This is a genomic window from Streptomyces sp. rh34, from assembly GCF_002551245.1.
Lineage (GTDB): Bacteria > Actinomycetota > Actinomycetes > Streptomycetales > Streptomycetaceae > Streptomyces.
The window spans coordinates 52107-75319 of record NZ_NTGZ01000007.1 but is presented as its reverse complement, the minus strand read 5'-3'; the positions used below and the strand labels follow the sequence as shown (position 1 = coordinate 75319).

The following is a 23213-nucleotide window of genomic DNA, read 5'->3' as shown; positions in this document are numbered from 1 at the left end:
AGATGTGTATAAGAGACAGCGGCGGCAGTGCCGAGGCGGCGTTCCGGCTGGCCGGGGTGCTGGACGCCCGCCAGCCGCCGCCGGGACCGCCCGCGCTGGGCGAGCCGATGCCGGAGAAGACCGAGTGCGAGGAGTGGTACGAGCGGGCCGCCCAGCAGGGTCACCGCCGTGCCCAGGTCCGGGTCGGCATGCTCGCCGCCGCCCGCGGGGACGTGGAGAGCGCCGCCCACTGGTACCGGGAGGCCGCCGAGGCGGGCAGCCGCAACGGGGCCTTCAACCTCGGGCTGCTGCTGGCCCGGGAGGGCAGTGAGCGCGAGGCCGCCCTGTGGTGGAGCCGTGCCGCCGCCGCCGGACACGGCCGTGCCGCGCTGCGCCTGGCTCTCCTCGCCGCCCGCCGGGGCGAGCTCACCGAGGGGCAGCGCTGGTGCGCGCGAGCGGTGGAGCTGGGTCCGGCCGAGGTGGCCGAGCGTGCTGCGCGGCTCCGCGAGGCGCTGCACCAGGAGCTGACCGCGTAGACCCTTGGCGAGCCCACGGGCCGGCGTGAATGAATTTGCGCCGCCCGACCTGCTGACGTAATGTTGCATTCACCGACGCGGGGTGGAGCAGCTCGGTAGCTCGCTGGGCTCATAACCCAGAGGTCGCAGGTTCAAATCCTGTCCCCGCTACTGAAGAGACGAAGGCCCGGATCCTCTAGGATCCGGGCCTTCGTCATGTCCGGAGACGCGGCGGCCACGGGCCCGCCCGGAGACGGGCCCGACGCGGTCGGGTCAGGCGGTGGCGGCGCAGTTCGGGCAGATGCCGCGGTACGTCACCTCGACGCCGGAGACCATGAAGCCGTAGCGCTCGTCCGTCGGCAGGTCCGCCAGCGGGTTGCCCGCGGGGTGCACGTCCCTGATGGCGCCGCACCGGGCGCACACCAGGTGGTGGTGCGGCTGGTGCGCGTTCGGGTCGTAGCGCTTGGCCCGGCGGTCGGTGGAGACCTCCAGCACCTCGCCGAGGGACACCATCTCGCCGAGGGTGTTGTAGACGGTGGCGCGCGAGATCTCGGGCAGCCGGGAAACGGCCCTCGCGTGGACCTCGTCCGCCGTCAGGTGTACGTGGTCCCCGTCGAGGACCTCGGCCACGACACGCCGCTGCGCCGTCATGCGCCAGCCGCGTCCACGAAGTCGTTCCAGCAGGTCGCTCATGCAGCCCAGCCTAACAGTGGAGGGACCGAGTCCCGATCGGGTGTGACTTTGGATGTTTGCTTGACTTAGACATTGTCCATTGTAGGATCGAGCTCGGCATACGCCAAGGGACAGGCTGTGCGGAACATCGGACCGGCGACCGAGGCCGGCCGATCACGGAAGTGCAGGACATGACGCAGGAGGCGCACGTGACGCAGGGACCGCTCACTACGGAGGCCGGCGCGCCGGTTGCCGACAACCAGAACAGCGAGACCGCCGGCGTCGGCGGCCCGGTTCTCGTCCAGGACCAGGCGCTGCTGGAGAAGCTCGCCCACTTCAACCGCGAGCGCATTCCGGAGCGGATCGTGCACGCCCGCGGCGCCGGTGCGTACGGCACCTTCACGCTGACCCGCGATGTCTCGCAGTGGACCCGGGCGAAGTTCCTCTCCGAGGTCGGCAAGCAGACCGAGACCTTCCTGCGCTTCTCCACCGTCGCGGGCAACCTCGGCTCCGCCGACGCCGTGCGCGACCCGCGCGGCTTCGCGCTGAAGTTCTACACCGAAGAGGGCAACTACGACCTCGTCGGCAACAACACCCCGGTGTTCTTCATCAAGGACGCCATCAAGTTCCCCGACTTCATCCACACCCAGAAGCGCGACCCGTACACCGGCTCGCAGGAGGCGGACAACGTCTGGGACTTCTGGGGCCTGTCGCCCGAGTCGACGCACCAGGTGACCTGGCTCTTCGGTGACCGCGGCATCCCGGCCACGCTGCGCCACATGAACGGGTACGGCTCGCACACCTACCAGTGGAACAACGAGGCCGGCGAGGTCTTCTGGGTCAAGTACCACTTCAAGACCGACCAGGGCATCAAGAACCTCACCCAGGACGAGGCCAACAAGCTCGCCGGTGAGGACCCCGACAGCCACCAGCGCGATCTGCGCGAGTCGATCGAGCGCGGTGACTTCCCGTCCTGGACGGTGCAGGTCCAGATCATGCCCGCGGCGGAGGCGGCCGGCTACCGCTTCAACCCGTTCGACCTCACCAAGGTGTGGCCGCACGCGGACTACCCGCCGATCGAGATCGGCAAGCTGGAGCTCAACCGCAACCCGGGGAACGTCTTCGCCGAGGTCGAGCAGTCGATCTTCAGCCCCGCGCACTTCGTGCCGGGCATCGGGCCGTCCCCGGACAAGATGCTCCAGGGCCGCCTCTTCGCGTACGGCGACGCCCATCGCTACCGCGTCGGCATCAACGCCGACCACCTGCCGGTGAACCGCCCGCACGCCACCGAGGCGCGGACCAACAGCCGGGACGGCTTCCTCTACGACGGCCGTCACAAGGGGGCCAAGAACTACGAGCCGAACAGCTTCGGCGGCCCGTTCCAGACGGACCGCCCGCTGTGGCAGCCGGTCCCGGTCACCGGCACCACCGGCAACACCGAGGCCCCCGTCCACGCCGAGGACAACGACTTCGTGCAGGCGGGCAACCTCTACCGGCTCTACTCGGAGGACGAGAAGACCCGGCTGATCGAGAACCTCGCCGGGTTCATCGCCAAGGTCTCGCGCGACGACATCGCCGAGCGCGCGATCAACAACTTCCGCCAGGCGGACGGAGACTTCGGCAAGCGGCTGGAAGCCGCGGTCCAGGCCCTTCGCGGCTGACCGGACGCTTGTCGTCGACGGTGGGCCGGATCCCCGCGAGGGGGTCCGGCCCACCGGTCGTTCCGGCGTCGACCCGTATGCCGGGCGGGCCTCAGCCGGCGGCCGCGACCGCACGCCGGACGGGCGCCCAGCAACGGATGATGTCGCGCACCGACACGATGCCCACCGGGCCGTTGCCGTCCAGCACGATCAGATGCCGGAACCCGCCGTGCGTCATGGCCTCCGCGGCCTCCTCCAGAGTCCAGGCCGGGGCGGCGAACACCACGTCGGTGGTGGTGTGGGCGGACGCGGTCTCCCGGTCGGGGTCCAGCCCCGATCCAACTGCGTCGAGGATGTCGCGCTCGGTGATGATGCCGAGCCCGCAGGTGTCCGGATCGTGGACGACAGCGGCTCCGATGCGGCGGGCCGACATCAGCCGGGCCGCCTGGCGGAGCGTATGGGTGGGGCCGATGGTGAGGACCACCGTGCTCATGGCGTCACGTACGAGCATGAAACGAGCCACCTCCTCGGCGAGCCGACTCCGTGAGTCGATTCACAAATTCACAAGTGGGGGGACTCTCAGAGTTGCACCCTTGGGGCGGGTCGACAAGGGGTGGACGAGGCGCGCCGGAGGGCGTGCGTAAAACACACAACACGCCCCCGGCACGCCTCGCGGACCGTACGGTTTCGGACAGGCCCGGAAAAGGAGGCGGTCAGTAGCGCTGGTTGAGATAGCCCAGCAGCTCGTCGTGGAGCGGCCCGTTGGAGGCCGCCGCGTTTCCGCCGCCCGGACCGTCCACCCCGTCCAGCGAGGTGAACCGGCCGCCCGCCTCCTGCACGATGATCGCGGTCGCCGCCATGTCCCACAGCGACAGCTCCGGCTCGGCGCAGATGTCCACGGAACCCTCGGCGACCATCATGTACGGCCAGAAATCCCCGTACCCCCGCGTCCGCCAGCAGGCTCGGGTGAGGTCCAGGAGGCCGTCGAGGCGGCCCTGTGCCTCCCAGCCGGACAGTGAGGAGAACGCGAACGAGGCGTCGGCGATCCGCTCCACCTTCGACACGTGCATCCGGGTCGCGGAGGTGAGGCTGCGGCCGGTGAACGCGCCCGCGCCCTTCGCCGCCCACCAGCGCCGGTTCAGCGCGGGCGCGGAGACCACGCCCATCACCGGCTGGAAGCCGTTCTCTCCGGCCTCCATCAGCGAGATCAGCGTCGCCCACACCGGCACGCCGCGCACATAGTTCTTGGTGCCGTCGATCGGGTCGATCACCCAGCGTCGCGGTCCGCTGCCCTCGACCCCGTACTCCTCGCCCAGGATCGCGTCCCTCGGGCGGGCCCGATGCAGGTGGCCCCGGATCAGCTCCTCGGCGGCCTTGTCGGCCTCGCTCACCGGCGTCATGTCCGGCTTGGTCTCCACCTTCAGGTCGAGAGCCTTGAACCGGTCCATCGTCGCCGCGTCGGCGGCGTCCGCCAGTACGTGGGCCAGGCGCAGATCATCGTGGTAGTCGGGCATGCCGTCACAGTATCCAGCGCCGCCGGGCGCGGGCTACAGCGCCCCCGCCGCCTGCCGGGACCCTTGACACCCCCCGGGAGCGCGTCAACTCTGAACCGCAGGGTCCCGGGGCGGGGGAGGCGACGATGCCGACAGCGCGGCAGGCACTGCTGGACGCCGCCCTCAGGGCACTGGACGACGGGCCCTGGCGCACGGTGCGCATGGTTGACGTCGCGGCCCGGGCCGGCGTCTCGCGGCAGACCCTCTACAACGAGTTCGGCACCAAGGGCGGACTGGCCGGGGCCCTGCTGCGACGGGCCGCCGACGGCTATCTCGCCGGGGTGGACCGCGCCCTGACCGCCCCCGAGCCCGACCGTCCCGCCGCCGTCGCGCTCTGGACCGTGCGGGCCGCCCGCCAGGACGTGCTGGTCAGGGCACTGCTCACGGGCCACTGGTCGGACGGACTGCCCCGCCCCGCCCGCGGTCCGGGCGCCCGGGGGCGTACGGGAGGGAGACCGCCGCCGGCCCCCGCCGAGCTGCTCACCCTGGTACGGGACCGGATGGTGGCCGTGTCGCCCGAGGCCACCGCCGGGCGCTGCGAGATCGCGCTACGCCTCGCGCTGTCCTGTGTGACCGTGCCGGTGCCGGGCGACGACGCCGCGGACAGCCGCGCGCTCGGGCTCGTACGGGAAGGGACGCGGGCGGCGGTTCCGGCGGGCCTCAGTGGGCCGAGCCGGACAGCTGGAGGCCGATCACCCCGATGATCACCAGCGAGATCGACACCAGCTTCAGCGTGGAGACCACGTCGCCGAGGAAGACCATGCCGTAGATCGCCGTCCCGGCCGCCCCGATCCCGGTCCAGACCGCGTACGCGGGGCCGACGTCGAGCTTCTTCAGCGCCAGGGTCAGCAGGCCGAAGCTGCCGAGCGCGAAGGCGGCGAACGCGATCGTCGGCCAGAGACGGGTGAATCCGTGGGAGAGCTTCAGACACACGGCGAAGCCGGTCTCCAGCAGTCCTGCGACCACGACCAGCAGCCAGGGCATCGTCAGTTGCCTCCCACGTAGGTGACGGCTCGTCCGCTCGGTGCGATTATGCCTTTACCAGTCGTTGAAGCCCGCAAACATGCCCGCGCCGTCCCGGCCGATTCCGGCCGGACGCTCCGTCAGTCGCCCTCGCGCCGTTCCCGGGTCGCGAGCAGCCGGTGCAGGGAGTCCAGCCGGGCCGGATCGGCGTGACCCTCCGCGACCCAGGCGCCCAGCGCGCACTCCGGCTGGTTCTCGTCGTGGGTGCAGCCTCGCGGGCAGTTCTCGGTGCCCGGCTGCAGGTCCGGGAAGGCGTTGATGACGCGCGACGGGTCGACGTGGTGCAGCCCGAAGGAGCGCACGCCCGGGGTGTCGACCACCCAGCCCCGGTCGCCGGGCAGCGGCAGCGCGAGGGCCGAGGTGGTGGTGTGCCGCCCTCGGCCGGTGACCGCGTTGACGATGCCCGTGGTCCGCCGCCGGTCCTTCGGCACCAGGGCGTTGACCAGCGTCGTCTTGCCGACCCCGGAGTGCCCGACGAACGCGGTGACGCGGTCGTTCAGGAACGCGCGCACCCGGTCCGCCGCGTCCCCGCTCTCCAGCTCATCACGGCTGGTCACGATGTACGGGACGCCGAGCGGGGTGTACGCCTCCAGCAGCTTGTCCGGGGACGCGAGGTCGGACTTGGTCAGTACCAGGAGCGGGGTGAGCCCGCCGTCGTACGCCGCCACCAGACAGCGGTCGATCATGCGCGGGCGGGGTTCGGGGTCGGCCAGCGCGGTGACGATCGCCAGCTGGTCCGCATTGGCGACGACCACACGCTCGTACGGATCGTCGTCGTCCGCCGTGCGGCGCAGCACCGTACGGCGCGGGGCGATGCGCACGATCCGGGCCAGGGTGTCCTTCTCGCCGGAGAGGTCACCGACGATGGAGACGGTGTCGCCCACCACGGCGGCCTTGCGGCCCAGCTCGCGGGCCTTCATCGCCACCACGGTCCGGCCCTCGACGAGACAGGTGAGCCGACCCCGGTCGACGGTGAGGACCATGCCGTCCTCGGCGTCCTCGTGCTTGGGCCGGATATGCGTACGGGGCCGGTTGCCCTTGCGGTTGGGGCGGACGCGGATGTCGTCCTCGTCGGGGTTCTTCCCGTAGCGGCGCATGTCCTAGGCCCCGAGCATTCCGGTCCACATGTCCGGGAAGTCCGGCAGGGTCTTGGCGGTCGTGCCCACGTTCTCGATCTCCACGCCCTTCACCGCCAGGCCGATGATCGCCCCGGCGGTGGCCATGCGGTGGTCGTCGTACGTGTGGAAGACGCCGCCGTGCAGCGGACGCGGGCGGATGTGCAGCCCGTCGGCCGTCTCGGTGACATCGCCGCCCAGTTCGTTGATCTCCTTGGTCAGCGCGGCCAGCCGGTCCGTCTCGTGCAGCCGGAGATGGGCGACGCCGCTCAGTGTGGAGGGGGAGTCGGCCAGCGCCGCGACCGCCGCGATGCCCGGGGTCAGCTCACCGACCTCGCCGAGGTCCACGTCGATGCCGTGGATACGGCCCGTGCCGGTGAAGGTCAGCCCGCGCTCGGTCAGCTCGCAGCTGCCGCCCATCGCGGTGAAGATCTCGCGCAGCGCGTCACCCGGCTGGGTGGTGCGCTCGGGCCAGTCGGGGATCGTGACCCGGCCGCCGGTCACCAGGGCGGCGGCCAGGAACGGCTGGGCGTTGGACAGGTCCGGCTCGATCGTGAGGTCCCGGCCGAGCAGCGCGGAGGGGGAGACCCGCCACACGTTTCGCTCGCCGCCCGTCTCCGGCTCGTCGACCTGTGCCCCGACGGCGCGCAGCATGTCGACGGTCATCCGGATGTGCGGCATCGAGGGGAGGGTGGACCCGGTGTGCCGGACCTCCACGCCCTGGTTGAAGCGCGGTCCCGACAGCAGCAGCGCCGAGACGAACTGCGAGGAGGACGAGGCGTCGATCGCCACCGGGCCGCCCTCCAGCGCCCCGCCGCCGTGCACGGTCAGCGGCAGCGCCCCGCGCCCGTCGTCGTCGATCCGCGCGCCCAGCGCCCGCAGCCCCTCGATCACGCCGGTCAGCGGGCGTTCGTAGGAGCGGGGGTCGCCGTCGAAGCGGACCGGGCCGTCGGCGAGCGTGGCGACGGGCGGCAGGAAGCGCATGACCGTACCGGCGTTGCCGACGTCGACCGCGGCCGGGCCGTGGAGCCCCGCGGGGATGACCCGCCACGCCTCGCCCGAACTGTCCGGGGAGGCCGCGGCGGACGGGCTGGTGGCGGACGAGGAGGAGACGGTCTCCTCGATCCCGACGCCCATGGTGCGCAGTGCGTCGGCCATGAGCAGGGTGTCGCGGGAGCGCAGCGGGCGGCGCAGCCAGCCCGGCTCGGCGGCCAGCGAGGCCAGCACGAGCGCGCGGTTGGTGACCGATTTGGATCCGGGCACGGTGACGGTCGCGTCGACGGCTCCGCTCGCGTGGGGGGCGGGCCAGAGGGCGGGGTGCACGGAACTCTCGGTCATGGCCCTTACTTTAGTGGCTCCGCGCCGACCTGGATCCTGACCAAATGGGCGGAAACCAGACCGTAATGCAGGAGTGGTAGGGACCGCGGCGGGCCAACCCGCCCTCACCACCCCAGCAGCCACCGCCCGCCGCCGATCAGCGAGCACAGCGACACCGCGTGGAAGAGGAACAGCCACAGCACCGCCGGGGCGTGGGTCAGCCGGGCCAGCTGGTCCGCGTCGGAGTCCGGGGCGCCTCCATGGCGCCGCTTGGACTGGAGCTCGAACGGCGGCCGCACCCCGCCCAGCAGCAGGAACCACACCACCGCGTACGCGAACGCCGACTGGACGTCCGACGAGGCCAGCCAGGACACCAGCAGGAAGGCGGTGCCGGTCAGGATGACGGTGAGGGCCCCGTACACATTGCGGATCATCACCAGCATCACCGCGAGCAGTGCCGTCGCCACCCACAACAGCAGGGTGATCCTGCCGTTTGTCAGCAGCCAGGCGCCGCCCAGGCCCAGCAGCGAGGGGGCCGTGTAGCCCGCCGCCGCCGTGAGGATCATGCCGATGCCCGTCGGCTTCCCACGGCTCACGGTCAGTCCGCTGGTGTCCGAGTGCAGCCGGATACCGGAGAGCTGCCGTCCGGTGAGCAGGGCAACCAGGCCGTGGCCGCCCTCGTGCGCGATGGTGATGGTGTTGCGCGCGAGCCGCCATATCGGGTTGGGCACGACGGCGACGAGCGCCAGGGTGGCCGTCACCACCACCAGCCACTGCTCGGGAGCGGACTGGGTTCCGGTGACGCGATCCCACAGATCGCCCAATTCGGTGCTGTTCATCGGCCGGGCGGCTCCTTGCGGTCGGGGCGGGCGGTCGTGGCAGTCTGGCACTTATGTGCGGACGGTTTGCAGCGAGTCGGAAGCCCGAGGACCTGACCGGACTCTTCGGCGTCGAGAAGTGGGAACCCACCGAGGCCCTGGAGCCGGACTGGAACGTGGCGCCGACCAAGGAGGTCTACGCGGTTCTGGAGCGTCCTGTTAAGGACGCCGACGACCAGCGTCCGGTTCGCCAGCTGCGTGCCCTGAAATGGGGACTCGTACCGTCCTGGTCGAAGACGCCCGAGGGCGCCGCCCGGATGATCAACGCCCGCGCGGAGACCGTGCACGAGAAGCCCTCCTTCCGCCGCGCCTTCGCCCAGCGCCGCTGCATCCTCCCCGCCGACGGCTACTACGAGTGGGTCACCGGCTCGGAGGAACGGCAGCTGGAGGAGAAGAAGGGCAAGAAGCGGGCCCGCAAGCAGCCGTACTTCGTGACCCCGGCCGACGGGTCGGTCTTCGCGATGGCCGGACTGTACGAGTTCTGGCGCGACGCGACCCTGCCCGGCGACCACGAGAACGCCTGGTGGGTGACCTGCTCGGTGATCACCACCGAGGCGGAGACCACACCGCTGGCCGTCGCCCCCGCCGAGGGGCCGGGCGCGCTCGCCGACATCCACCCCCGGATGCCGCTGATGCTCACCCCCGACCGCTGGGACACCTGGCTGGACCCCACGCACACGGGCGTCGAGGAGCTGCGCGCGCTGCTCGATCCGCCGCCCGGTGGGCTGATGCGCGCCTATCCGGTCGCCACCACCGTCAGTAATGTCCGCAACAACGGGCCCGAACTGCTGGAGGAGCTGGCCGCGCCGGAGGAGTCGACACTGTTCTGAGCGGCGTGGCCGGGATCCGGACGGCGCGCGGGAGAGGATGGCGCGGTGAGCCGTCAACCACGTACGCAGAACGTCGCCACCGACGCCGGTGAGGCCCGGATCACCTGGGTCTCCTCGCCCGCGCCCCGCCTCGTCCTGGCCGTGAGCCACGGGGCGGGCGGCGGCATCGAGGCCCGCGATCTGAAGGCCCTGGCCGCGACGCTGCCCGGGCACGGTGTCACCGTCGCCCTGGTGGAGCAGCCCTGGCGGGTGGCCGGCAAGAAGGTGGCGCCCGCCCCGAAGACCCTGGACACCGGCTGGCGCGGTCTGTGGCCCGCCCTGGCCGCTCCCGGGCTTCCCGTCGTCTCCGGGGGCCGCAGCGCCGGGGCGCGGGTCGCCTGCCGTACGGCGACGGAGCTGGGCGCGGCCGCCGTCCTCGCGCTCAGCTTCCCGCTGCACCCACCGGGCAAGCCCGAGAAGTCCCGCGCCGACGAACTGCTGGGGGCGGGCGTGCCCACGCTGGTGGTGCAGGGCGGCAACGACCCTTTCGGCCGGCCCGACGAGTTCCCGCCCGGCCCGTACGAGCTGGCCGAAGTGCCCCACGGCGACCACGGGTTCGCGGTGCCGAAGAGGTCGGGGGCGACCGAGGAGCGGACGATGGACGTCCTCACCGGCGCGGTGGCCGAGTGGATCGCGTCACTCGGCTGACCGGATCCCTCCCGGGGTGACCCGGGCCTCAGGCACGTGGCACAGGCCCCGGGAATGCCCCGCCCGAGGGCGCTGTTGTTCGGGACGTCGGTACAGATAAGCGAGTACGGATACGTGGTACCCCGAACAACGTGGAGAGGGAGTCCGTCGCATGGGTTCGACCATCTGCCCCAGCCGCTCGAACGCCGCTGACCTGGAGTGGACCGTGCTGCCTGCGGCGAGGACCAGCCACGAGCGGCCGCAGGGCGGTGCTGATCGACAGCCCGCCCCGAAGCAAGGTCGACTATTCTCCGATGCGAGCGGGTCCGGTTTCGGCTCCGCCACATCGTTGGAGGAGGTGGGTCCGGTCACTGGGACCGACACAGGGACCGACGACGGCCGTGCACCGGAGACGTCCGCCGAGCGCAACGCGCGCTTCGAGCGGGACGCCCTCGGTTTTCTCGACCAGATGTACTCGGCCGCGCTGCGCATGACGCGCAACCCGGCCGATGCCGAGGACCTGGTTCAGGAGACCTACGCCAAGGCGTACGGCTCCTTCCACCAGTTCCGTGAGGGGACGAACCTCAAGGCGTGGATGTACCGCATTCTGACCAACACCTTCATCAACTCGTACCGCAAGAAGCAGCGGGAGCCCCAGCGCAGTGCCGCCGAGGAGATCGAGGACTGGCAGCTGGCACGGGCCGAGTCGCACATGTCGACCGGTCTGCGCTCGGCGGAGTCCCAGGCCCTCGACCATCTCCCGGACTCCGACGTGAAGTCGGCGCTCCAGGCGATTCCCGAGGAGTTCCGCATCGCCGTGTATCTCGCCGATGTCGAGGGCTTTGCCTACAAGGAGATCGCGGACATCATGGGGACTCCCATCGGTACGGTGATGTCCCGGCTGCACCGCGGCCGCCGCCAGCTGCGCGGCATGCTGGAGGACTACGCCCGTGAGCGCGGGCTCGTCGCGGCCGGCGCCGGTGACTCGGACGATCGGAAGGGCTCGGCCTCATGAGCTGCGGAGAGCCGCACGAGACGGATTGCTCGGAGGTCCTCGACCATCTCTACGAGTTTCTCGACCGGGAGATGCCCGAGGGCGACTGCACCAAGTTCGAGGTGCACTTCGAGGAGTGCTCCCCGTGCCTGGAGAAGTACGGCCTCGAACAGGCCGTGAAGAAGCTGGTCAAGCGCTGCTGCGGGCAGGACGACGTGCCGACCGACCTGCGCTCCAAGGTGATGGGCCGGATCGACCTGATCCGGGCCGGCGAGGCCGTGCCCGAGCGGGATCTGACCGCGCAGGACACCGACCGGTCGGCGACCGCCGCCGAGTAGCCACCCGTAGATGCTCCGTCGGATCCCTGAGGTCCGGTGGGACGGCCGCTGTGACCCGATCGCCCGGGGCACGGCGGCCCACGCATGTCCGGGGCCGCGCTGGAGCCGCTCGGGCCCGGCACTCGGCGTGGGCACCGGCCGCCGGTGGCGGAGGCGCTGGGACGAGTCCTGGCGCGGGCGGTCTGACACCGGCCGCGGCTGGGTAACCGATGGGTAATGAGCGGGCGTCCGGCCGGGCATGGTTGGATGCGAAAGCAGAGCGGATGACGAGGGTGTCCAGTCGGGACAGGCGGGAATCGTGAGGATCTTCGGGAAGGTACGGCATCGGCCGTCCGCCTCTTGGCGGCAGGCCACGGACCGCGCGTTCACGCTGATCGGCGACGGCCGGTACGAGGACGCGGGGGCGCTGCTGACGCGCGCGGTGGATCTGGAGCCCTGGCTCTCGGAGTCCTGGTTCAATCTGGCGCTGCTGCACAAGTTCCGGCACGACTGGGAGCAGGCGAGGGCGGCGGGCCTGCGGGCCGTCGCGCTGCTCGACCGGGAGTCGGGCGCCCCGGACTGGTGGAACGTCGGGATCGCGGCCACCGCCCTCCAGGACTGGCCGCTGGCGCGGCGGGCCTGGCAGGCGTACGGACTGAAGGTCCCCGGTGGCGGTCAGCACAGCGCGGCCACCACCGAGCCGACCGGTATGGAGCTGGGCAGCGCCGCCGTGCGGCTGTCGCCGGAGGGTGAGGCCGAGGTGGTCTGGGGCCGCCGGCTCGACCCGGCCCGGATCGAGGTGCTCTCGATCCCGCTGCCGTCCTCGGGGCGGCGCTGGGGCGAGGTCGTCCTGCACGACGGGGTGCCCAACGGCGAGCGGGTCACCGCGGCCGGTCCCTCGTATCCGGTGTTCGACGAGATCGAGCTGTGGGCCCCCTCGCCGGTGCCGACCTGGGTGGTGCTGCTGGAGGCGGCGACCGAGGACGACCGGGACGCGCTGGAGAAGCTGGCGTCGGACGCCGGGTTCGCCGCCGAGGACTGGTCCTCCTCCGTTCGGCTGCTGTGCCGGGCGTGCTCGGAGAGCCGGATGGAGAGTGACGAGGGCGACGGGGAGCACCTGGACCCGCACGATCACAGTGAGCCGGGCCACCCCGGGCCGCTGGGCCACCGCACCGCGGGCGCCGGAGACCTGTGGGTCCCGGAGCGCGAATGCGGTCTCGCGGCCCCGGCCGGGCTGGTGCGCGGGCTGCTGGACGGCTGGGTCGCCGACAGCCCGGACAGCCGGGAGTGGCGGGATCTCGAAGAAGTCTGCTGACCTGTGCCCGTAGGCTGTACGCGCACCGATCGCGGTGCTGTTCCACTCGCGGTTCCCGTGCTTTGACGGGATGCGGCGGGGTCACCGAGTTCAGGTTTCGCAGGAAGGCGTACGGCGGACATGTCGCAGCAGGAGACGGACGGGCGGATCGGCGTGGACGACGAGGGGTTCCTCGTCGACACGGAGGACTGCGAGGAGCGCGAGGCGGCCTACCGCGAGCGCGGCACCTCCCGTCCGATCACGGTCGTGGGCAACCCGGTGCTGCACAAGGAGTGCAAGGACGTCACCGCCTTCGACGACGAGCTGGCGCGGCTGATCGACGACATGTTCGCCAGTCAGAAGACGGCCGAGGGCGTCGGCCTGGCCGCCAACCAGATCGGCGTGGACCTGAAGGTCTTCGTCTACGACTGCCCCGACGACGACGGGGTGCGCCACACCGGCGTCATCTGCAACCCGGTTCTGGAGGAGCTGGCGCCCGAGGCGCGGGTGCTGGACGACTCCAACGAGGGCTGTCTCTCGGTCCCGACCGCGTACGCGGCGCTCGCCCGCCCCGACTACGCGGTGGTGCGCGGGCAGGACGCGCAGGGCAACCCGGTCAAGGTGCGGGGCAGCGGCTACTTCGCGCGGTGCCTCCAGCACGAGACGGACCACCTGTACGGCTACCTGTACATCGACCGGCTCTCCAAGCGGGAGCGCAAGGACGCGCTGCGGCAGATGGACGAGGGCACTCCGCGCTATGAGGTCGTCCCGAACGACTGAGGGCGCCCCGCCCGCGCCCGCGGGGAGTCCCCCGCAGGGACCCGTCACCGGTTCGCCGGTGACGGGTCCCTGCCGGTTCTCGGTGTATCCCTGGCAGATAGCTGCAGTTTCCCCAGGGGGAGTTGACGCGCGTAGCTGACTGGGCCAGGCTCGCGTGCACATCGACCGGACGTTCAGAGGGAGGCCCCTGTGCTGAGACGCACCGCACGCGTTCTGCTCGGACTTGTCATGACCATTACGTTTGCTCTGGGCGGTGCGGTGCTGACCGCCGGCACCGCACAGGCCGACGGCTGCTACACCTGGACCCGCACCCTGAAGGCCGGCGCCACCGGCAACGATGTCACCCAGCTCCAGATCCGGGTGGCCGGCTACCCGGGCTACAACACGGTGCTCGCCATCGACGGCTCCTACGGCCCCGCCACCACCGCCGCCGTCAAGCGGTTCCAGGCGGCCTACGGCCTGGCCGCCGACGGGATCGCCGGGCCGGCCACCCAGTCCAAGCTCTACGCGCTCCAGGACAACGACTGCACGCCGATCCACTTCACGTACCCCGAGCTGAACAAGTGCAACAGCACCTGGGCCGGCGGGAAGGTCTCGGCGGGCACGGCCAAGGCCAACGCGCTGAGCAGCATGTGGAAGCTGGAGGCGCTGCGCCACGCGCTGGGCGACCAGTCCATCCGCGTCACCAGCGGCTTCCGCTCCGTCTCCTGCAACGCGGCCGTGGGCGGCGCCTCCAACAGCCGTCACATGTACGGCGACGCGGTCGACCTCGGCGCCTCCCCGCACTCGCTGTGCACGCTGGCCAAGCAGGCCCGCTACCACGGCTTCCGGGGAATCCTCGGCCCGGGCTACAGCGGCCACAACGACCACGTGCACGTCAACGCGGGCCCCAACCGCTTCTGGTCGGCGCCCAGCTGCGGTATCTGACCTTCCCGTACCACCGGAGGACCCCTCCGTGCCCGGCGGCGCTCAGGCGACGTCGGGCACGGCCGTGGCCGCCGGGCCCCGGAAGGTGCGGCGGTAGGCGTTCGGCGTGGTGCCCAGTGACCGCACGAACTGGTGTCGCAGGGTCGCCGCCGTACCGAAGCCCGTCTGCCCCGCGATCGTGTCGATCGTCAGGTCGGACGTCTCCAGCAGATGCTGGGCCACCAGCACCCGCTGCCGCAACAGCCAGCGGTAGGGCGTGGTCCCGGTCTCCTGCTGGAACCGCCGGGCGAAGGTGCGCGGCGACATGTGCGCCAGCGCCGCCAGCTGCTCCACGGTCATCTCCTGGTCGAGGTGCGCCTCCATCCAGGCCAGGGTCGAGCCGACCGTGTCGCAGGCGTTCCGGGGCAGCGGGCGGCTGATGTACTGCGCCTGCCCGCCGTCCCGGTGCGGCGGCACCACCATGCGCCGGGCGAGGGTGTTGGCCGCCTCCTGCCCGTACTCCTGCCGGATCAGATGCAGACACGCGTCGATCCCGGCGGCGGTGCCCGCCGAACTGATCACCGGGCCCTCGTCCACGTACAGCACGTCCGGCTCGACGATCGCCTTCGGGAAGCGCCGTGACAGCTCCGCCGCGTGCCGCCAGTGGGTGGTGCAGCGGCGGCCGTCCAGCAGTCCGGCCGCGCCGAGGACGTACGCCCCCGAGCAGACGCTCAGCACCCGCGAGCCGCGCTCCACGGCCCGGCGCAGTGCGTCGAGGACCTCCTCGGGATACTCCCGCCGCGTGAAGTCGCTCCCCGCCGGCACGGCGATGAGGTCGGCCTCCTCCAGCCGCTCCAGGCCGTGCGGGGTGGTGATGGTGAAGCCCGCGTGCGTGTTCAGGACGGAGCCCTCGGCGGAGACGACCGCGAAATCGTGCACCGGCAGGCCCTCGTCGCTGCGGTCCAGGCCGAACACCTCGCACAGGACGCCGAGTTCGAAGGGGTGGACCTCGTCGAGGAGGAGGGCGGCGACATTGGTCAGCATGGAGCGAGTGTGGCAGTTATTTGATGCCGCATGGCAGTCCTGCCACTGATGTTTTTCGTTCCGGCGGTCCAGAGTAGAGGCATGAACACATTCCTGAACTACCTGGTCGTAGCGGCACTTTTCGCCTTCGTCCTCGCGCCCGTGGCCCTCGGCGTCGCCCGCGATCGCCGCATCGACCGTCAGCTGCGGGAGGCGGAACGCGGGCGGCGGGCGGCCGGGCCCCCGGAAACGCGGAGCGCCGCGCGACCGGTGACGGCCGCGCGGCGCCCCTACCTCAGGAGCTGGGCGAGGGTCTGAGAGATCCCTCGGCTCCGGAGGGTCTAGAAATCGTCGTCGAACCCGACCGAGCCCTCCACGGCCACCTGATAGGCGGACGGGCGGCGCTCGAAGAAGTTCGTCAGCTCCTGGACGCCCTGGAGCTCCATGAAGGAGAACGGGTTCTCCGAGCCGTACACCGTCGGGAAGCCGAGGCGGGCGAGCCGCTGGTCGGCGACGCACTCCAGGTACTGGCGCATCGACTCGGTGTTCATGCCCGGCAGGCCCTCGCCGCACAGGTCGCGGCCGAACTGCAGCTCCGCCTCGACCGCTTCCCTCAGCATGTCGGTGACCTGCTGCTCCAGCGCGTCGTCGAAGAGCTCCGGCTCCTCCTTGCGGACGGTGTCCACGACCTCGAACGCGAAGTTCATGTGCATCGTCTCGTCACGGAACACCCAGTTGGTGCCCGTGGCGAGACCGTGCAGCAGACCCCGCGAACGGAACCAGTACACGTACGCGAAGGCGCCGTAGAAGAACAGCCCCTCGATGCACGCCGCGAAGCAGATCAGGTTCAGCAGGAAGCGGCGGCGGTCCGCCTTCGTCTCCAGCCGGTCGATCTTCTCGACCGAATCCATCCACTTGAAGCAGAACTGCGCCTTCTCACGGATCGAGGGGATCTCCTCGACCGCGTCGAACGCCGCCGCCCGGTCGTCCGGGTCGGGCAGATAGGTGTCCAGCAGCGTCAGATAGAACTGGACGTGCACGGCCTCCTCGAAGAGCTGCCGCGACAGGTACAGCCGCGCCTCGGGGGAGTTGATGTGCTTGTACAGCGTCAGCACGAGGTTGTTGGAGACGATCGAGTCACCGGTCGCGAAGAACGCCACCAGCCGGCCGATCATGTGCTGCTCACCCGGCGACAGCTTGGCGAGGTCGGAGACGTCCGAGTGGAGGTCGACCTCCTCCACGGTCCAGGTGTTCTTGATCGCGTCCCGGTAGCGCTCGTAGAAGTCCGGGTAGCGCATGGGACGCAGGGTCAGCTCGAAGCCCGGGTCGAGCAGGTTCTTGTTGTCGTTCGTGCTCATTACTGGCAGGCCTCGCAGGACTCGGGGTTTTCGAGGGAGCAGGCGAGGGCGTCCGCGTCGGGAGCCGACGCCTGCTGTACGGGAATGGGGGCGGCCGCCGCCGCCTGGCCGGACGCGGCTCGGGCGATCCGGGTCGCCGGGCGCGAACGCAGGTAGTACGTCGTCTTCAGCCCCTGCTTCCAGGCGTACGCGTACATCGAGGAGAGCTTGCCGATCGTCGGCGTCTCCAGGAACAGGTTGAGCGACTGGCTCTGGTCGAGGAACGGCGTACGGGCCGCCGCCATGTCGATCAGACCGCGCTGCGGGATCTCCCACGCGGTGCGGTACAGCGCCCGCACGTCGTCCGGGATCCAGGCGAAGCCCTGCACCGAGCCGCTCGCCTCGCGCAGCGCCTCGCGGGTGCGGGCGTCCCACACGCCGAGCTGCTTCAGCTCGTCCACCAGGTAGGCGTTGACCTGGAGGAACTCACCGCTGAGCGTCTCGCGCTTGAACAGGTTGGAGACCTGCGGCTCGATGCACTCGTACACCCCGGCGATCGAGGCGATCGTGGCGGTCGGCGCGATGGCCAGCAGCAGCGAGTTGCGCATCCCGGTCTTCGCGACCCGGGCGCGCAGGGCGTCCCAGCGCTCCGGCCAGTTCAGCTCGGTGTCGTAGTGGTCGGGGTGCAGCACCCCGCGCGCGGCCCGCGTCTCGGACCAGGCGGGCAGCGGGCCGGAGCGCTCGGCGAGGTCGCAGGACGCCTCGTACGCGGCGAGCATGATCCGCTCGGAGATCTTCGTGGAGAGCGCGCGGGCCTCGGGGGAGTCGAAGGGCAGGCGCAGCTGGAAGAAGACGTCCTGGAGCCCCATCGCGCCCAGGCCCACCGGCCGCCAGCGGGAGTTGGAGCGCCCGGCCTGCTCGGTCGGGTAGAAGTTGATGTCGACGACCCGGTCCAGGAAGGTCACGGCGGTCCGCACGGTGGCGTCCAGCCGCTCCCAGTCGATCGAGCCGTCCGCCACGAACGCGCCCAGGTTGACCGAGCCCAGGTTGCAGACGGCCGTCTCGCCGTCGTCCGTGACTTCGAGGATCTCGGTGCACAGGTTCGAGGAGTGCACGACCCGGCCCGGCTCGGCGGTCTGGTTCGCGGTCCGGTTGGAGGCGTCCTTGAACGTCATCCAGCCCTGGCCGGTCTGCGCGAGCGTCCGCATCATCCGGCCGTACAGCTCACGCGCCGGAATCGTCCTGCGGGCCAGGCCCCCGGCCTCGGCCGCCCGGTACGCGGCGTCGAACGCGTCGCCCCACAGGTCGACCAGTTCGGGCACATCGGCCGGGGAGAACAGCGACCACTCGGTGTCCGCGTCGACCCGGCGCATGAACTCGTCCGGGATCCAGTGCGCCAGGTTGAGGTTGTGCGTACGCCGCTGGTCCTCACCGGTGTTGTCGCGGAGCTCCAGGAACTCCTCGATGTCCGCGTGCCAGGTCTCCAGGTAGACCGCCGCCGCGCCCTTGCGCCGGCCGCCCTGGTTCACCGCCGCGACGGAGGCGTCCAGCGTCTTGAGGAACGGCACGATGCCGTTGGAGTGCCCGTTGGTGCCCCGGATCAGCGAACCCCGCGCGCGGATGCGGGAGTACGACAGACCGATGCCGCCCGCGTGCTTGGAGAGCCGCGCCACCTGGTGGTAGCGGTCGTAGATCGAGTCCAGCTCGTCCTTCGGCGAGTCCAGCAGATAGCAGGAGGACATCTGCGGGTGCCGGGTGCCGGAGTTGAAGAGGGTGGGGGAGGAGGGGAGGTAGTCCAGCCGGCTCATCAGCCCGTACAGTGCGGCGACCTCGTCCAGCGCCCGCACCGAGTCGTCCTCGGCGAGACCGGCGGCCACGCGCAGCATGAAGTGCTGCGGGGTCTCGATGACCTGCCGGGTGATCGGGTGCCGCAGCAGGTAGCGGCTGTGCAGCGTACGCAGACCGAAGTAGCCGAAGCGGTCGTCGGCGCCGTCCGTCACGGCCTGTTCGACGAGCCGGTCGAGCGCGGCCGCGTGGAGCTCCACGAACGCGGCGGTCCGGTCGGCGATCAGGCCCTCGCGGTGGCCCACGGCGACCGAGGCGGAGAAGGACGTCGCGCCCTGGCCCGCCGCCTCGTCCGCGATCGTGCGGGTCAGCAGCCGGGCGGCCAGCCGGGAGTACGCCGGGTCCTCGGAGATCAGCCCGGCGGCGGCCTCGGTGGCCAGCGAGCGCAGCTCGGCCTCGTCGGAACGGGCGTTGCGCCCGCGCAGCGCGGCGGCGGCGACCCGGCCGGGGTCGGTGTCGGGAAGATCGACGGTGAGGTCGGTCAGGGTCCGCAGCAGAGCGGTCCCGGGTCCGTCGTTCGTTCCTTGGCCGGACGTGGTGGAGGCAGCGGATTCGGTGGCTGAAACCGGATCGGCGGGCGCGATGGTCACGGGGCTTTCCCTCGCTCGGCAGGGGCCGGCGGCAGGCGGGGGAGCCGGGCAGCGCGAGACCCGGGGCAGGGCAGCACAGCTGACGGCGTCCACCGGCCTATCCGCGAGACCCGGACGTATGGCGTCCGGTTCGGTCGAGCCGGACGCGCTGTCGACAGGTCTTCGGACTTGCGGGTGCGCAAAAGCACACCGATCACACCGTTGCGGGACAGTTCCGGACTCGCACCGGATTTCCCTGCGGCGACAGCGAGGTCGAGCATACATGTGGGGGCCGCCAGATGATGCGGCCCCCACATGTTGTGTCGCGGCGATGCACAGCGTCTCTCAGGCGGGCGTCCCCAGCTCCAGCCGGAAGGCCATGAGCCGTAGTCCGGGCACCGGTTCCCCGCCCCGTCCGAGGGGCCGCGCAAACCGTTCGAGAGTCCGCGCGAAGCCGAGCCGACGGTAGATCCTATGGGCTCCGGGCATGGCCGGCTGTGTCGGCAGCGCCGACGCCCGTACGCCGCCGGTGGACCGGGCGCGCTCGACGCGCGCCCGCACGAGGGCCTCGCCCACGCCCGCCCTGATCGTCAGATCCATCAGCCGCTCGCTCCCACATCGTTGTTGGGGGCGCCGTCGCCCACCGGCGGCAGGTCGCCGCGCTCGACCGGCTGCTCCCCGGGAGCCTCCTCGGCCGGCCGCTGCCCGGGAGCCTCCCCGGCCGGCGGCAGCACCTGGTCCAGCTCGTGGTCGTCGGCGCGGTGGGCGGCCCGCGCCGCCGACCGCAGGGTCGCCCGGTCCACCTTTTCGCGCGCCCCGCTCACGGTGACCACGAGCCCGCCCTTCTCCCGGGCGTAGGTGTGGCCCGACTCCGTGGCCCGGTACCACTGTTCGCCGTCCCGCTCGCACGTCACCAGGGGTCCCTCGGCGCCGGCGGGCGCGGGGTCCTTCGTACAGTCGGCCCCGGCGTGCGCCCGGCGCTCCACCCGCAGCTGGAGCTGCCCGCCGTCGGGCGTGGTGTAGACGCTGCCGAACCCGTCGTCGCCGATCACCCGCACCGACTGGCGGGCCAGGGTGTACCCCGGGACTTCGGTCACCCACACATGCTCAGCGACCGTCTGTACGGCCCGTGCCCGCGCCTCCAGCTCCGCCCGGTCGGGCGCCGGGGCCGCCGAGGCGCTCCCCGCCGCCTCTGCGTCGGGCGCCACCTCGGTGCCGCAGCCCGTCGCCGCCGCCAGGGTGAGTGTCAGTGCCAGGGCCGTGAGCACGGGCCGGAGCCGGGGAGGCCGGGGATGCGATGTCATGGGCGCATCCTTTCGTACGGTGAGGTCTCCGCGCACCGGGAGATCGAGCGGATCCCGGGCCCGTGCGAGGGCGCGGAAAGAGAGGCCGCCGCACTCTTGGAAGGGGTGCGACGGCCCGGTCCGCCGGTGGTGCTCAGCAGCAGCGGAAGCCCTCGCGGGGGTCCGCCTCGCGGGCGTCCGTGCGGCTGCGTTCGAAGGCGCGACGGTTCATCACCGGGGCGTCCGGATCGTGGGCCCTCGCGTGCGCCACATAGCGGTCGTACGTGGACTCGCCGGTCAGCTCACGGACGTACCAGCGGATCCGTGCGGCCACCCGTCGTACGTCCGCGACCGTCATGTCCGGCTCCCCGTCTCCGCCGCCTCCTTGCGGATGCCGCCCTCGGGGCCGACGCCGGCGGCGGCCAGTTCGGCCTTCTCCTCCTTGGTCGCGAAGAGCGAGGCCGGGGCGACGAGCTTGGACTCGACGTACGGCGTCTCGTGGAGCTTGACGCTCTCCGGGTCGCGGATGGCCCGGTAACAGACCCGCCCGGCGTCCACGAGCACCACGATGATGAGGAGCGCGAAGAGCGCGCTCAGCACCCCGTCGACGGTGGAGTTGGTGACGACGGTCCGCATGTCGTCCATGCTCTTCGCGGGGGCCAGCAGCTCGCCCGCGTCGATGCCCGCCTGGTACTTGTCGCGCTGGGCGAAGAAGCCGATCTTGACGTCGTCGGAGAAGATCTTCTGCCAGCTCGCGGTGAGGGTGACCGCCACGTCCCAGGCGAGCGGGACCGCGGTGACCCATGCCCACTTCAGGCGGCCGGACTTGACGAGCAGGGTGGTGCAGACGGCCAGCGCGACGGCCGCCAGCAACTGGTTGGCGATGCCGAAGAGCGGGAACAGCTGGTTGATGCCGCCCAGCGGGTCGTGCACGCCGACCCAGAGGAAGTAGCCCCAGCCGCCGACCACGACAGCGCTGGCGAACCAGACGCCCGGCTTCCAGCTCACCTCACGGAACGGCTTGTAGACGTTGCCCAGCATGTCCTGGAGCATGAAGCGTCCGACGCGGGTTCCGGCGTCCACGGTGGTGAGGATGAAGAGCGCCTCGAACATGATGGCGAAGTGGTACCAGAACGCCTTCATCGCGGTCCCGCCGACCACCGCGGAGAAGATCTCCGCCATGCCGAGCGCGAATGTGGGCGCGCCCCCGGTCCGGGAGAGCAGGCTCGCCTCCTCGACGTCCTTGGCGGCCTGGGCCAGGGCGTCCGGGGTGATGGTGAAGCCGAAGTTGGCCACGGCCTGGGAGGCCGACTGGACGCTGTCGCCGATCACGCCGGCGGGTGCGTTGATGGCGAAGTAGAGGCCGGGGTCGATGATGGAGGCGGCGATCATCGCCATGATCGCGACGAACGACTCGACCAGCATGGCGCCGTAGCCGATCATCCGGATCTGCGTCTCCTTCTGGACCATCTTCGGCGTGGTGCCGGAGGAGACCAGGGAGTGGAAGCCGGAGAGCGCGCCGCAGGCGATGGTGATGAAGACGAACGGGAACATCGAGCCGGCGAAGACCGGGCCCGAGCCACTGGAGGCGAAGTCGGTGACCGCGGGCATCTTCAGGGTCGGCATGGCGACGACCACGCCCAGGGCCAGCAGTCCGATCGTGCCGACCTTCATGAAGGTGGAGAGGTAGTCGCGCGGAGCCAGCAGCAGCCACACGGGGAGTACGGAGGCGAAGAACCCGTACACGATCATCCAGATGACCAGCGTGCCCGGCTCCAGCGTGAAGAAGTCCGCCCATGACGACTCGGCGACCCAGCCGCCCGAGACGATCGCGAGGAGCAGCAGCGCGACGCCGATGAAGGAGACCTCGCTGACCTTGCCGGGCCGCAGAGTGCGCAGATAGACGCCCATGAAGAGGGCGATCGGGATCGTCATGCCGATGGAGAAGACGCCCCACGGCGAGTGCGCGAGCGCGTTCACGATGACCAGCGCGAGGACCGCGAGCAGGATGATCATGATGATGAAGACCGCGACCAGGGCGGCGATCCCGCCGACCGGTCCGATCTCGTCGCGCGCCATCTGGCCGAGCGAACGGCCGTTGCGACGGGTGGAGAAGAAGAGCGTCACCATGTCCTGGACGGCGCCGGCGAAGATGACGCCGACGACGAGCCAGATGGTGCCGGGCAGATAACCCATCTGCGCGGCGAGCACCGGGCCGACCAGGGGCCCCGCCCCGGCGATGGCGGCGAAGTGGTGGCCGAACAGGACCCGGCGGTCGGTGGGGTGGAAGTCGACACCGTTGTCCAGCCGTTCGGCGGGGGTCGCACGGTTCTTGTCGGCCTTCAGGACCCGGCTCGCGATGAACCGGGAGTAGAAGCGGTACGCGATGGCGTACGAGCCGAGGGCCGCTGCCAGCATCCAGGCGGCGGACACCTCCTCACCCCGCGAGAGCGCGAGGGTGGCCCAGCCGATGGCGCCGACCAGGGCGACCAGGCTCCAGACCACGATGGACCGGGGGGAGAGGCTCCGTTTCCCCGCCGCCTGCGGTGCCGATGGTGCTGGTGTGGGTGTTTCCGCCATGTGGTGACTCCGTCCCCTCGCTGATCACCGGTGCAGTGGGCAGGAAATCTAAGGGACGCGTCCGCCCAGCGTCACCCCCTGTCCGCATTGCGGTCCG

At 71.1% G+C, this 23213-nt stretch carries 23 protein-coding genes, 1 tRNA gene, 2 pseudogenes and 1 riboswitch; of the genes and pseudogenes, 12 read left to right on the top strand and 14 right to left on the bottom strand.

The genetic code is table 11. The features are described 5' to 3' along the window. Together CR470_RS03495 and CR470_RS03490 are read left to right on the top strand one after the other, a co-directional pair. Nucleotides 1-515 (top strand): annotated as a pseudogene (locus CR470_RS03495) (SEL1-like repeat protein); the annotation flags it as partial. A 76-nt stretch (nt 516-591) separates the two neighbouring features. After that, nucleotides 592-665 (top strand) — tRNA-Met (locus CR470_RS03490). Nucleotides 666-767: 102 nt separating this feature from the next. On the opposite strand, the gene CR470_RS03485 is transcribed toward CR470_RS03490, so the two are convergent. Continuing rightward, nucleotides 768-1187: a Fur family transcriptional regulator gene (locus CR470_RS03485; protein ID WP_097866100.1), complete on the bottom strand. Its 420-nt coding sequence runs from the start codon at nt 1185-1187 to the stop codon at nt 768-770. Between the two features lie 170 nt (nt 1188-1357). Here CR470_RS03485 and CR470_RS03480 point away from each other — a divergent pair, with 170 nt between their 5' ends. Beyond that, nucleotides 1358-2827, top strand: a complete 1470-nt coding sequence (locus CR470_RS03480) for a catalase (RefSeq protein ID WP_097866099.1) — start codon at nt 1358-1360, stop codon at nt 2825-2827. Nucleotides 2828-2918: 91 nt separating this feature from the next. Here the strand turns inward: CR470_RS03480 and CR470_RS03475 are convergent, their stop codons facing one another. Both CR470_RS03475 and hisN read right to left on the bottom strand, forming a co-directional pair. Then, nucleotides 2919-3317: a CBS domain-containing protein gene (locus CR470_RS03475; protein WP_097866098.1), complete on the bottom strand. Its 399-nt coding sequence runs from the start codon at nt 3315-3317 to the stop codon at nt 2919-2921. Nucleotides 3318-3519: 202 nt separating this feature from the next. Beyond that, the gene (gene hisN, locus CR470_RS03470; RefSeq protein ID WP_097866097.1) at nt 3520-4320 is read right to left on the bottom strand and encodes a histidinol-phosphatase; all 801 of its coding nucleotides are present in this window, start codon (nt 4318-4320) and stop codon (nt 3520-3522) included. 125 nt (nt 4321-4445) lie between these two features. Between hisN and CR470_RS03465 the strand changes: the two genes are divergently transcribed. After that, nucleotides 4446-5063 (top strand): TetR/AcrR family transcriptional regulator, encoded by a 618-nt coding sequence (locus CR470_RS03465; protein WP_097866096.1) that lies wholly within the window; start codon nt 4446-4448, stop codon nt 5061-5063. On the opposite strand, the gene CR470_RS03460 is transcribed toward CR470_RS03465, so the two are convergent. The 4 genes from CR470_RS03460 to CR470_RS03445 form a co-directional block, all read right to left on the bottom strand. After that, nucleotides 5020-5343, bottom strand: a complete 324-nt coding sequence (locus CR470_RS03460; protein WP_097866095.1) for a DMT family transporter — start codon at nt 5341-5343, stop codon at nt 5020-5022. The two genes, CR470_RS03465 and CR470_RS03460, sit on opposite strands and share 44 nt — an antisense overlap. 119 nt (nt 5344-5462) lie before the next feature. Beyond that, nucleotides 5463-6479 carry a ribosome small subunit-dependent GTPase A gene (rsgA, locus tag CR470_RS03455; RefSeq protein WP_097866094.1) on the bottom strand — a complete coding sequence of 339 codons (1017 nt, stop codon included), beginning with the start codon at nt 6477-6479 and terminating at the stop codon, nt 5463-5465. Nucleotides 6480-6482: 3 nt separating this feature from the next. Continuing rightward, nucleotides 6483-7835: a 3-phosphoshikimate 1-carboxyvinyltransferase gene (aroA, locus tag CR470_RS03450; RefSeq protein WP_097866093.1), complete on the bottom strand. Its 1353-nt coding sequence runs from the start codon at nt 7833-7835 to the stop codon at nt 6483-6485. Nucleotides 7836-7939: 104 nt separating this feature from the next. Continuing rightward, a complete protein-coding gene (locus CR470_RS03445; RefSeq protein WP_097866092.1) occupies nt 7940-8653 on the bottom strand; it encodes a M50 family metallopeptidase in 714 nt (237 codons plus the stop codon). A gap of 53 nt (nt 8654-8706) precedes the next feature. Here CR470_RS03445 and CR470_RS03440 point away from each other — a divergent pair, with 53 nt between their 5' ends. The 7 genes from CR470_RS03440 to CR470_RS03410 all read left to right on the top strand — a co-directional run bounded on the left by CR470_RS03440 (nt 8707) and on the right by CR470_RS03410 (nt 14500). Beyond that, nucleotides 8707-9522 (top strand): SOS response-associated peptidase, encoded by an 816-nt coding sequence (locus tag CR470_RS03440; RefSeq protein ID WP_097866091.1) that lies wholly within the window; start codon nt 8707-8709, stop codon nt 9520-9522. Nucleotides 9523-9567: 45 nt separating this feature from the next. Beyond that, nucleotides 9568-10209: an alpha/beta hydrolase family protein gene (locus tag CR470_RS03435; RefSeq protein ID WP_097866090.1), complete on the top strand. Its 642-nt coding sequence runs from the start codon at nt 9568-9570 to the stop codon at nt 10207-10209. Nucleotides 10210-10546: 337 nt separating this feature from the next. Next, the gene (locus CR470_RS03430; protein WP_007458152.1) at nt 10547-11203 is read left to right on the top strand and encodes a sigma-70 family RNA polymerase sigma factor; all 657 of its coding nucleotides are present in this window, start codon (nt 10547-10549) and stop codon (nt 11201-11203) included. Next, complete coding sequence (gene rsrA / locus CR470_RS03425) at nt 11200-11520, top strand: mycothiol system anti-sigma-R factor (RefSeq protein WP_097866088.1); 321 nt, start codon at nt 11200-11202, stop codon at nt 11518-11520. Before CR470_RS03430 ends, rsrA begins: the two co-directional genes overlap by 4 nt. Before the next feature lie 298 nt (nt 11521-11818). Then, a complete protein-coding gene (locus tag CR470_RS03420; RefSeq protein WP_097866087.1) occupies nt 11819-12814 on the top strand; it encodes a tetratricopeptide repeat protein in 996 nt (331 codons plus the stop codon). 120 nt (nt 12815-12934) lie between these two features. Continuing rightward, the gene (gene def, locus CR470_RS03415) at nt 12935-13573 is read left to right on the top strand and encodes a peptide deformylase (protein WP_097866086.1); all 639 of its coding nucleotides are present in this window, start codon (nt 12935-12937) and stop codon (nt 13571-13573) included. 189 nt (nt 13574-13762) lie between these two features. Beyond that, nucleotides 13763-14500, top strand: a complete 738-nt coding sequence (locus tag CR470_RS03410) for a D-Ala-D-Ala carboxypeptidase family metallohydrolase (RefSeq protein ID WP_097866085.1) — start codon at nt 13763-13765, stop codon at nt 14498-14500. Between the two features lie 42 nt (nt 14501-14542). Here the strand turns inward: CR470_RS03410 and CR470_RS03405 are convergent, their stop codons facing one another. Continuing rightward, nucleotides 14543-15523, bottom strand: a complete 981-nt coding sequence (locus CR470_RS03405; RefSeq protein WP_097866084.1) for a GlxA family transcriptional regulator — start codon at nt 15521-15523, stop codon at nt 14543-14545. An 81-nt stretch (nt 15524-15604) separates the two neighbouring features. Between CR470_RS03405 and CR470_RS03400 the strand changes: the two genes are divergently transcribed. Then, entirely contained in the window at nt 15605-15820 is a 216-nt protein-coding gene (locus CR470_RS03400) for a hypothetical protein (protein ID WP_097866105.1), read from the top strand. Between the two features lie 23 nt (nt 15821-15843). Here the strand turns inward: CR470_RS03400 and CR470_RS03395 are convergent, their stop codons facing one another. The 6 genes and pseudogenes from CR470_RS03395 to CR470_RS03370 all read right to left on the bottom strand — a co-directional run bounded on the left by CR470_RS03395 (nt 15844) and on the right by CR470_RS03370 (nt 23116). Beyond that, on the bottom strand, nt 15844-16860 hold the full coding sequence (locus tag CR470_RS03395) for a ribonucleotide-diphosphate reductase subunit beta (protein WP_007458170.1): 1017 nt from the start codon (nt 16858-16860) through the stop codon (nt 15844-15846). After that, nucleotides 16860-19274, bottom strand: coding sequence for a ribonucleoside-diphosphate reductase subunit alpha (locus tag CR470_RS03390; protein ID WP_097866083.1), 2415 nt, complete (start codon nt 19272-19274; stop codon nt 16860-16862). Before CR470_RS03390 ends, CR470_RS03395 begins: the two co-directional genes overlap by 1 nt. Before the next feature lie 136 nt (nt 19275-19410). Continuing rightward, nucleotides 19411-19534: riboswitch (cobalamin riboswitch) on the bottom strand. A gap of 64 nt (nt 19535-19598) precedes the next feature. Further along, nucleotides 19599-19832, bottom strand: a pseudogene (locus CR470_RS03385) (GNAT family N-acetyltransferase); the annotation flags it as partial. Nucleotides 19833-19852: 20 nt separating this feature from the next. After that, the gene (locus CR470_RS03380; protein ID WP_097866082.1) at nt 19853-20557 is read right to left on the bottom strand and encodes a hypothetical protein; all 705 of its coding nucleotides are present in this window, start codon (nt 20555-20557) and stop codon (nt 19853-19855) included. A 133-nt stretch (nt 20558-20690) separates the two neighbouring features. After that, on the bottom strand, nt 20691-20894 hold the full coding sequence (locus tag CR470_RS03375; protein WP_097866081.1) for a YbdD/YjiX family protein: 204 nt from the start codon (nt 20892-20894) through the stop codon (nt 20691-20693). Continuing rightward, nucleotides 20891-23116, bottom strand: coding sequence for a carbon starvation CstA family protein (locus CR470_RS03370; protein WP_097866080.1), 2226 nt, complete (start codon nt 23114-23116; stop codon nt 20891-20893). Before CR470_RS03370 ends, CR470_RS03375 begins: the two co-directional genes overlap by 4 nt. Between the last annotated feature and the right edge of the window lie 97 nt (nt 23117-23213).

Coding starts and splice junctions, on each gene's coding strand:
- CR470_RS03485 (WP_097866100.1), bottom strand. CDS start 1,187: ATGAGCGACCTGCTGGAACGACTTCGTGGACGCGGCTGGCGCATGACG.
- aroA (WP_097866093.1), bottom strand. CDS start 7,835: ATGACCGAGAGTTCCGTGCACCCCGCCCTCTGGCCCGCCCCCCACGCG.
- hisN (WP_097866097.1), bottom strand. CDS start 4,320: ATGCCCGACTACCACGATGATCTGCGCCTGGCCCACGTACTGGCGGAC.
- CR470_RS03395 (WP_007458170.1), bottom strand. CDS start 16,860: ATGAGCACGAACGACAACAAGAACCTGCTCGACCCGGGCTTCGAGCTG.
- CR470_RS03465 (WP_097866096.1), top strand. CDS start 4,446: ATGCCGACAGCGCGGCAGGCACTGCTGGACGCCGCCCTCAGGGCACTG.
- CR470_RS03370 (WP_097866080.1), bottom strand. CDS start 23,116: ATGGCGGAAACACCCACACCAGCACCATCGGCACCGCAGGCGGCGGGG.
- CR470_RS03480 (WP_097866099.1), top strand. CDS start 1,358: ATGACGCAGGAGGCGCACGTGACGCAGGGACCGCTCACTACGGAGGCC.
- CR470_RS03445 (WP_097866092.1), bottom strand. CDS start 8,653: ATGAACAGCACCGAATTGGGCGATCTGTGGGATCGCGTCACCGGAACC.
- CR470_RS03440 (WP_097866091.1), top strand. CDS start 8,707: ATGTGCGGACGGTTTGCAGCGAGTCGGAAGCCCGAGGACCTGACCGGA.
- rsrA (WP_097866088.1), top strand. CDS start 11,200: ATGAGCTGCGGAGAGCCGCACGAGACGGATTGCTCGGAGGTCCTCGAC.
- def (WP_097866086.1), top strand. CDS start 12,935: ATGTCGCAGCAGGAGACGGACGGGCGGATCGGCGTGGACGACGAGGGG.
- rsgA (WP_097866094.1), bottom strand. CDS start 6,479: ATGCGCCGCTACGGGAAGAACCCCGACGAGGACGACATCCGCGTCCGC.
- CR470_RS03375 (WP_097866081.1), bottom strand. CDS start 20,894: ATGACGGTCGCGGACGTACGACGGGTGGCCGCACGGATCCGCTGGTAC.
- CR470_RS03460 (WP_097866095.1), bottom strand. CDS start 5,343: ATGCCCTGGCTGCTGGTCGTGGTCGCAGGACTGCTGGAGACCGGCTTC.
- CR470_RS03380 (WP_097866082.1), bottom strand. CDS start 20,557: ATGACATCGCATCCCCGGCCTCCCCGGCTCCGGCCCGTGCTCACGGCC.
- CR470_RS03400 (WP_097866105.1), top strand. CDS start 15,605: ATGAACACATTCCTGAACTACCTGGTCGTAGCGGCACTTTTCGCCTTC.
- CR470_RS03475 (WP_097866098.1), bottom strand. CDS start 3,317: ATGCTCGTACGTGACGCCATGAGCACGGTGGTCCTCACCATCGGCCCC.
- CR470_RS03405 (WP_097866084.1), bottom strand. CDS start 15,523: ATGCTGACCAATGTCGCCGCCCTCCTCCTCGACGAGGTCCACCCCTTC.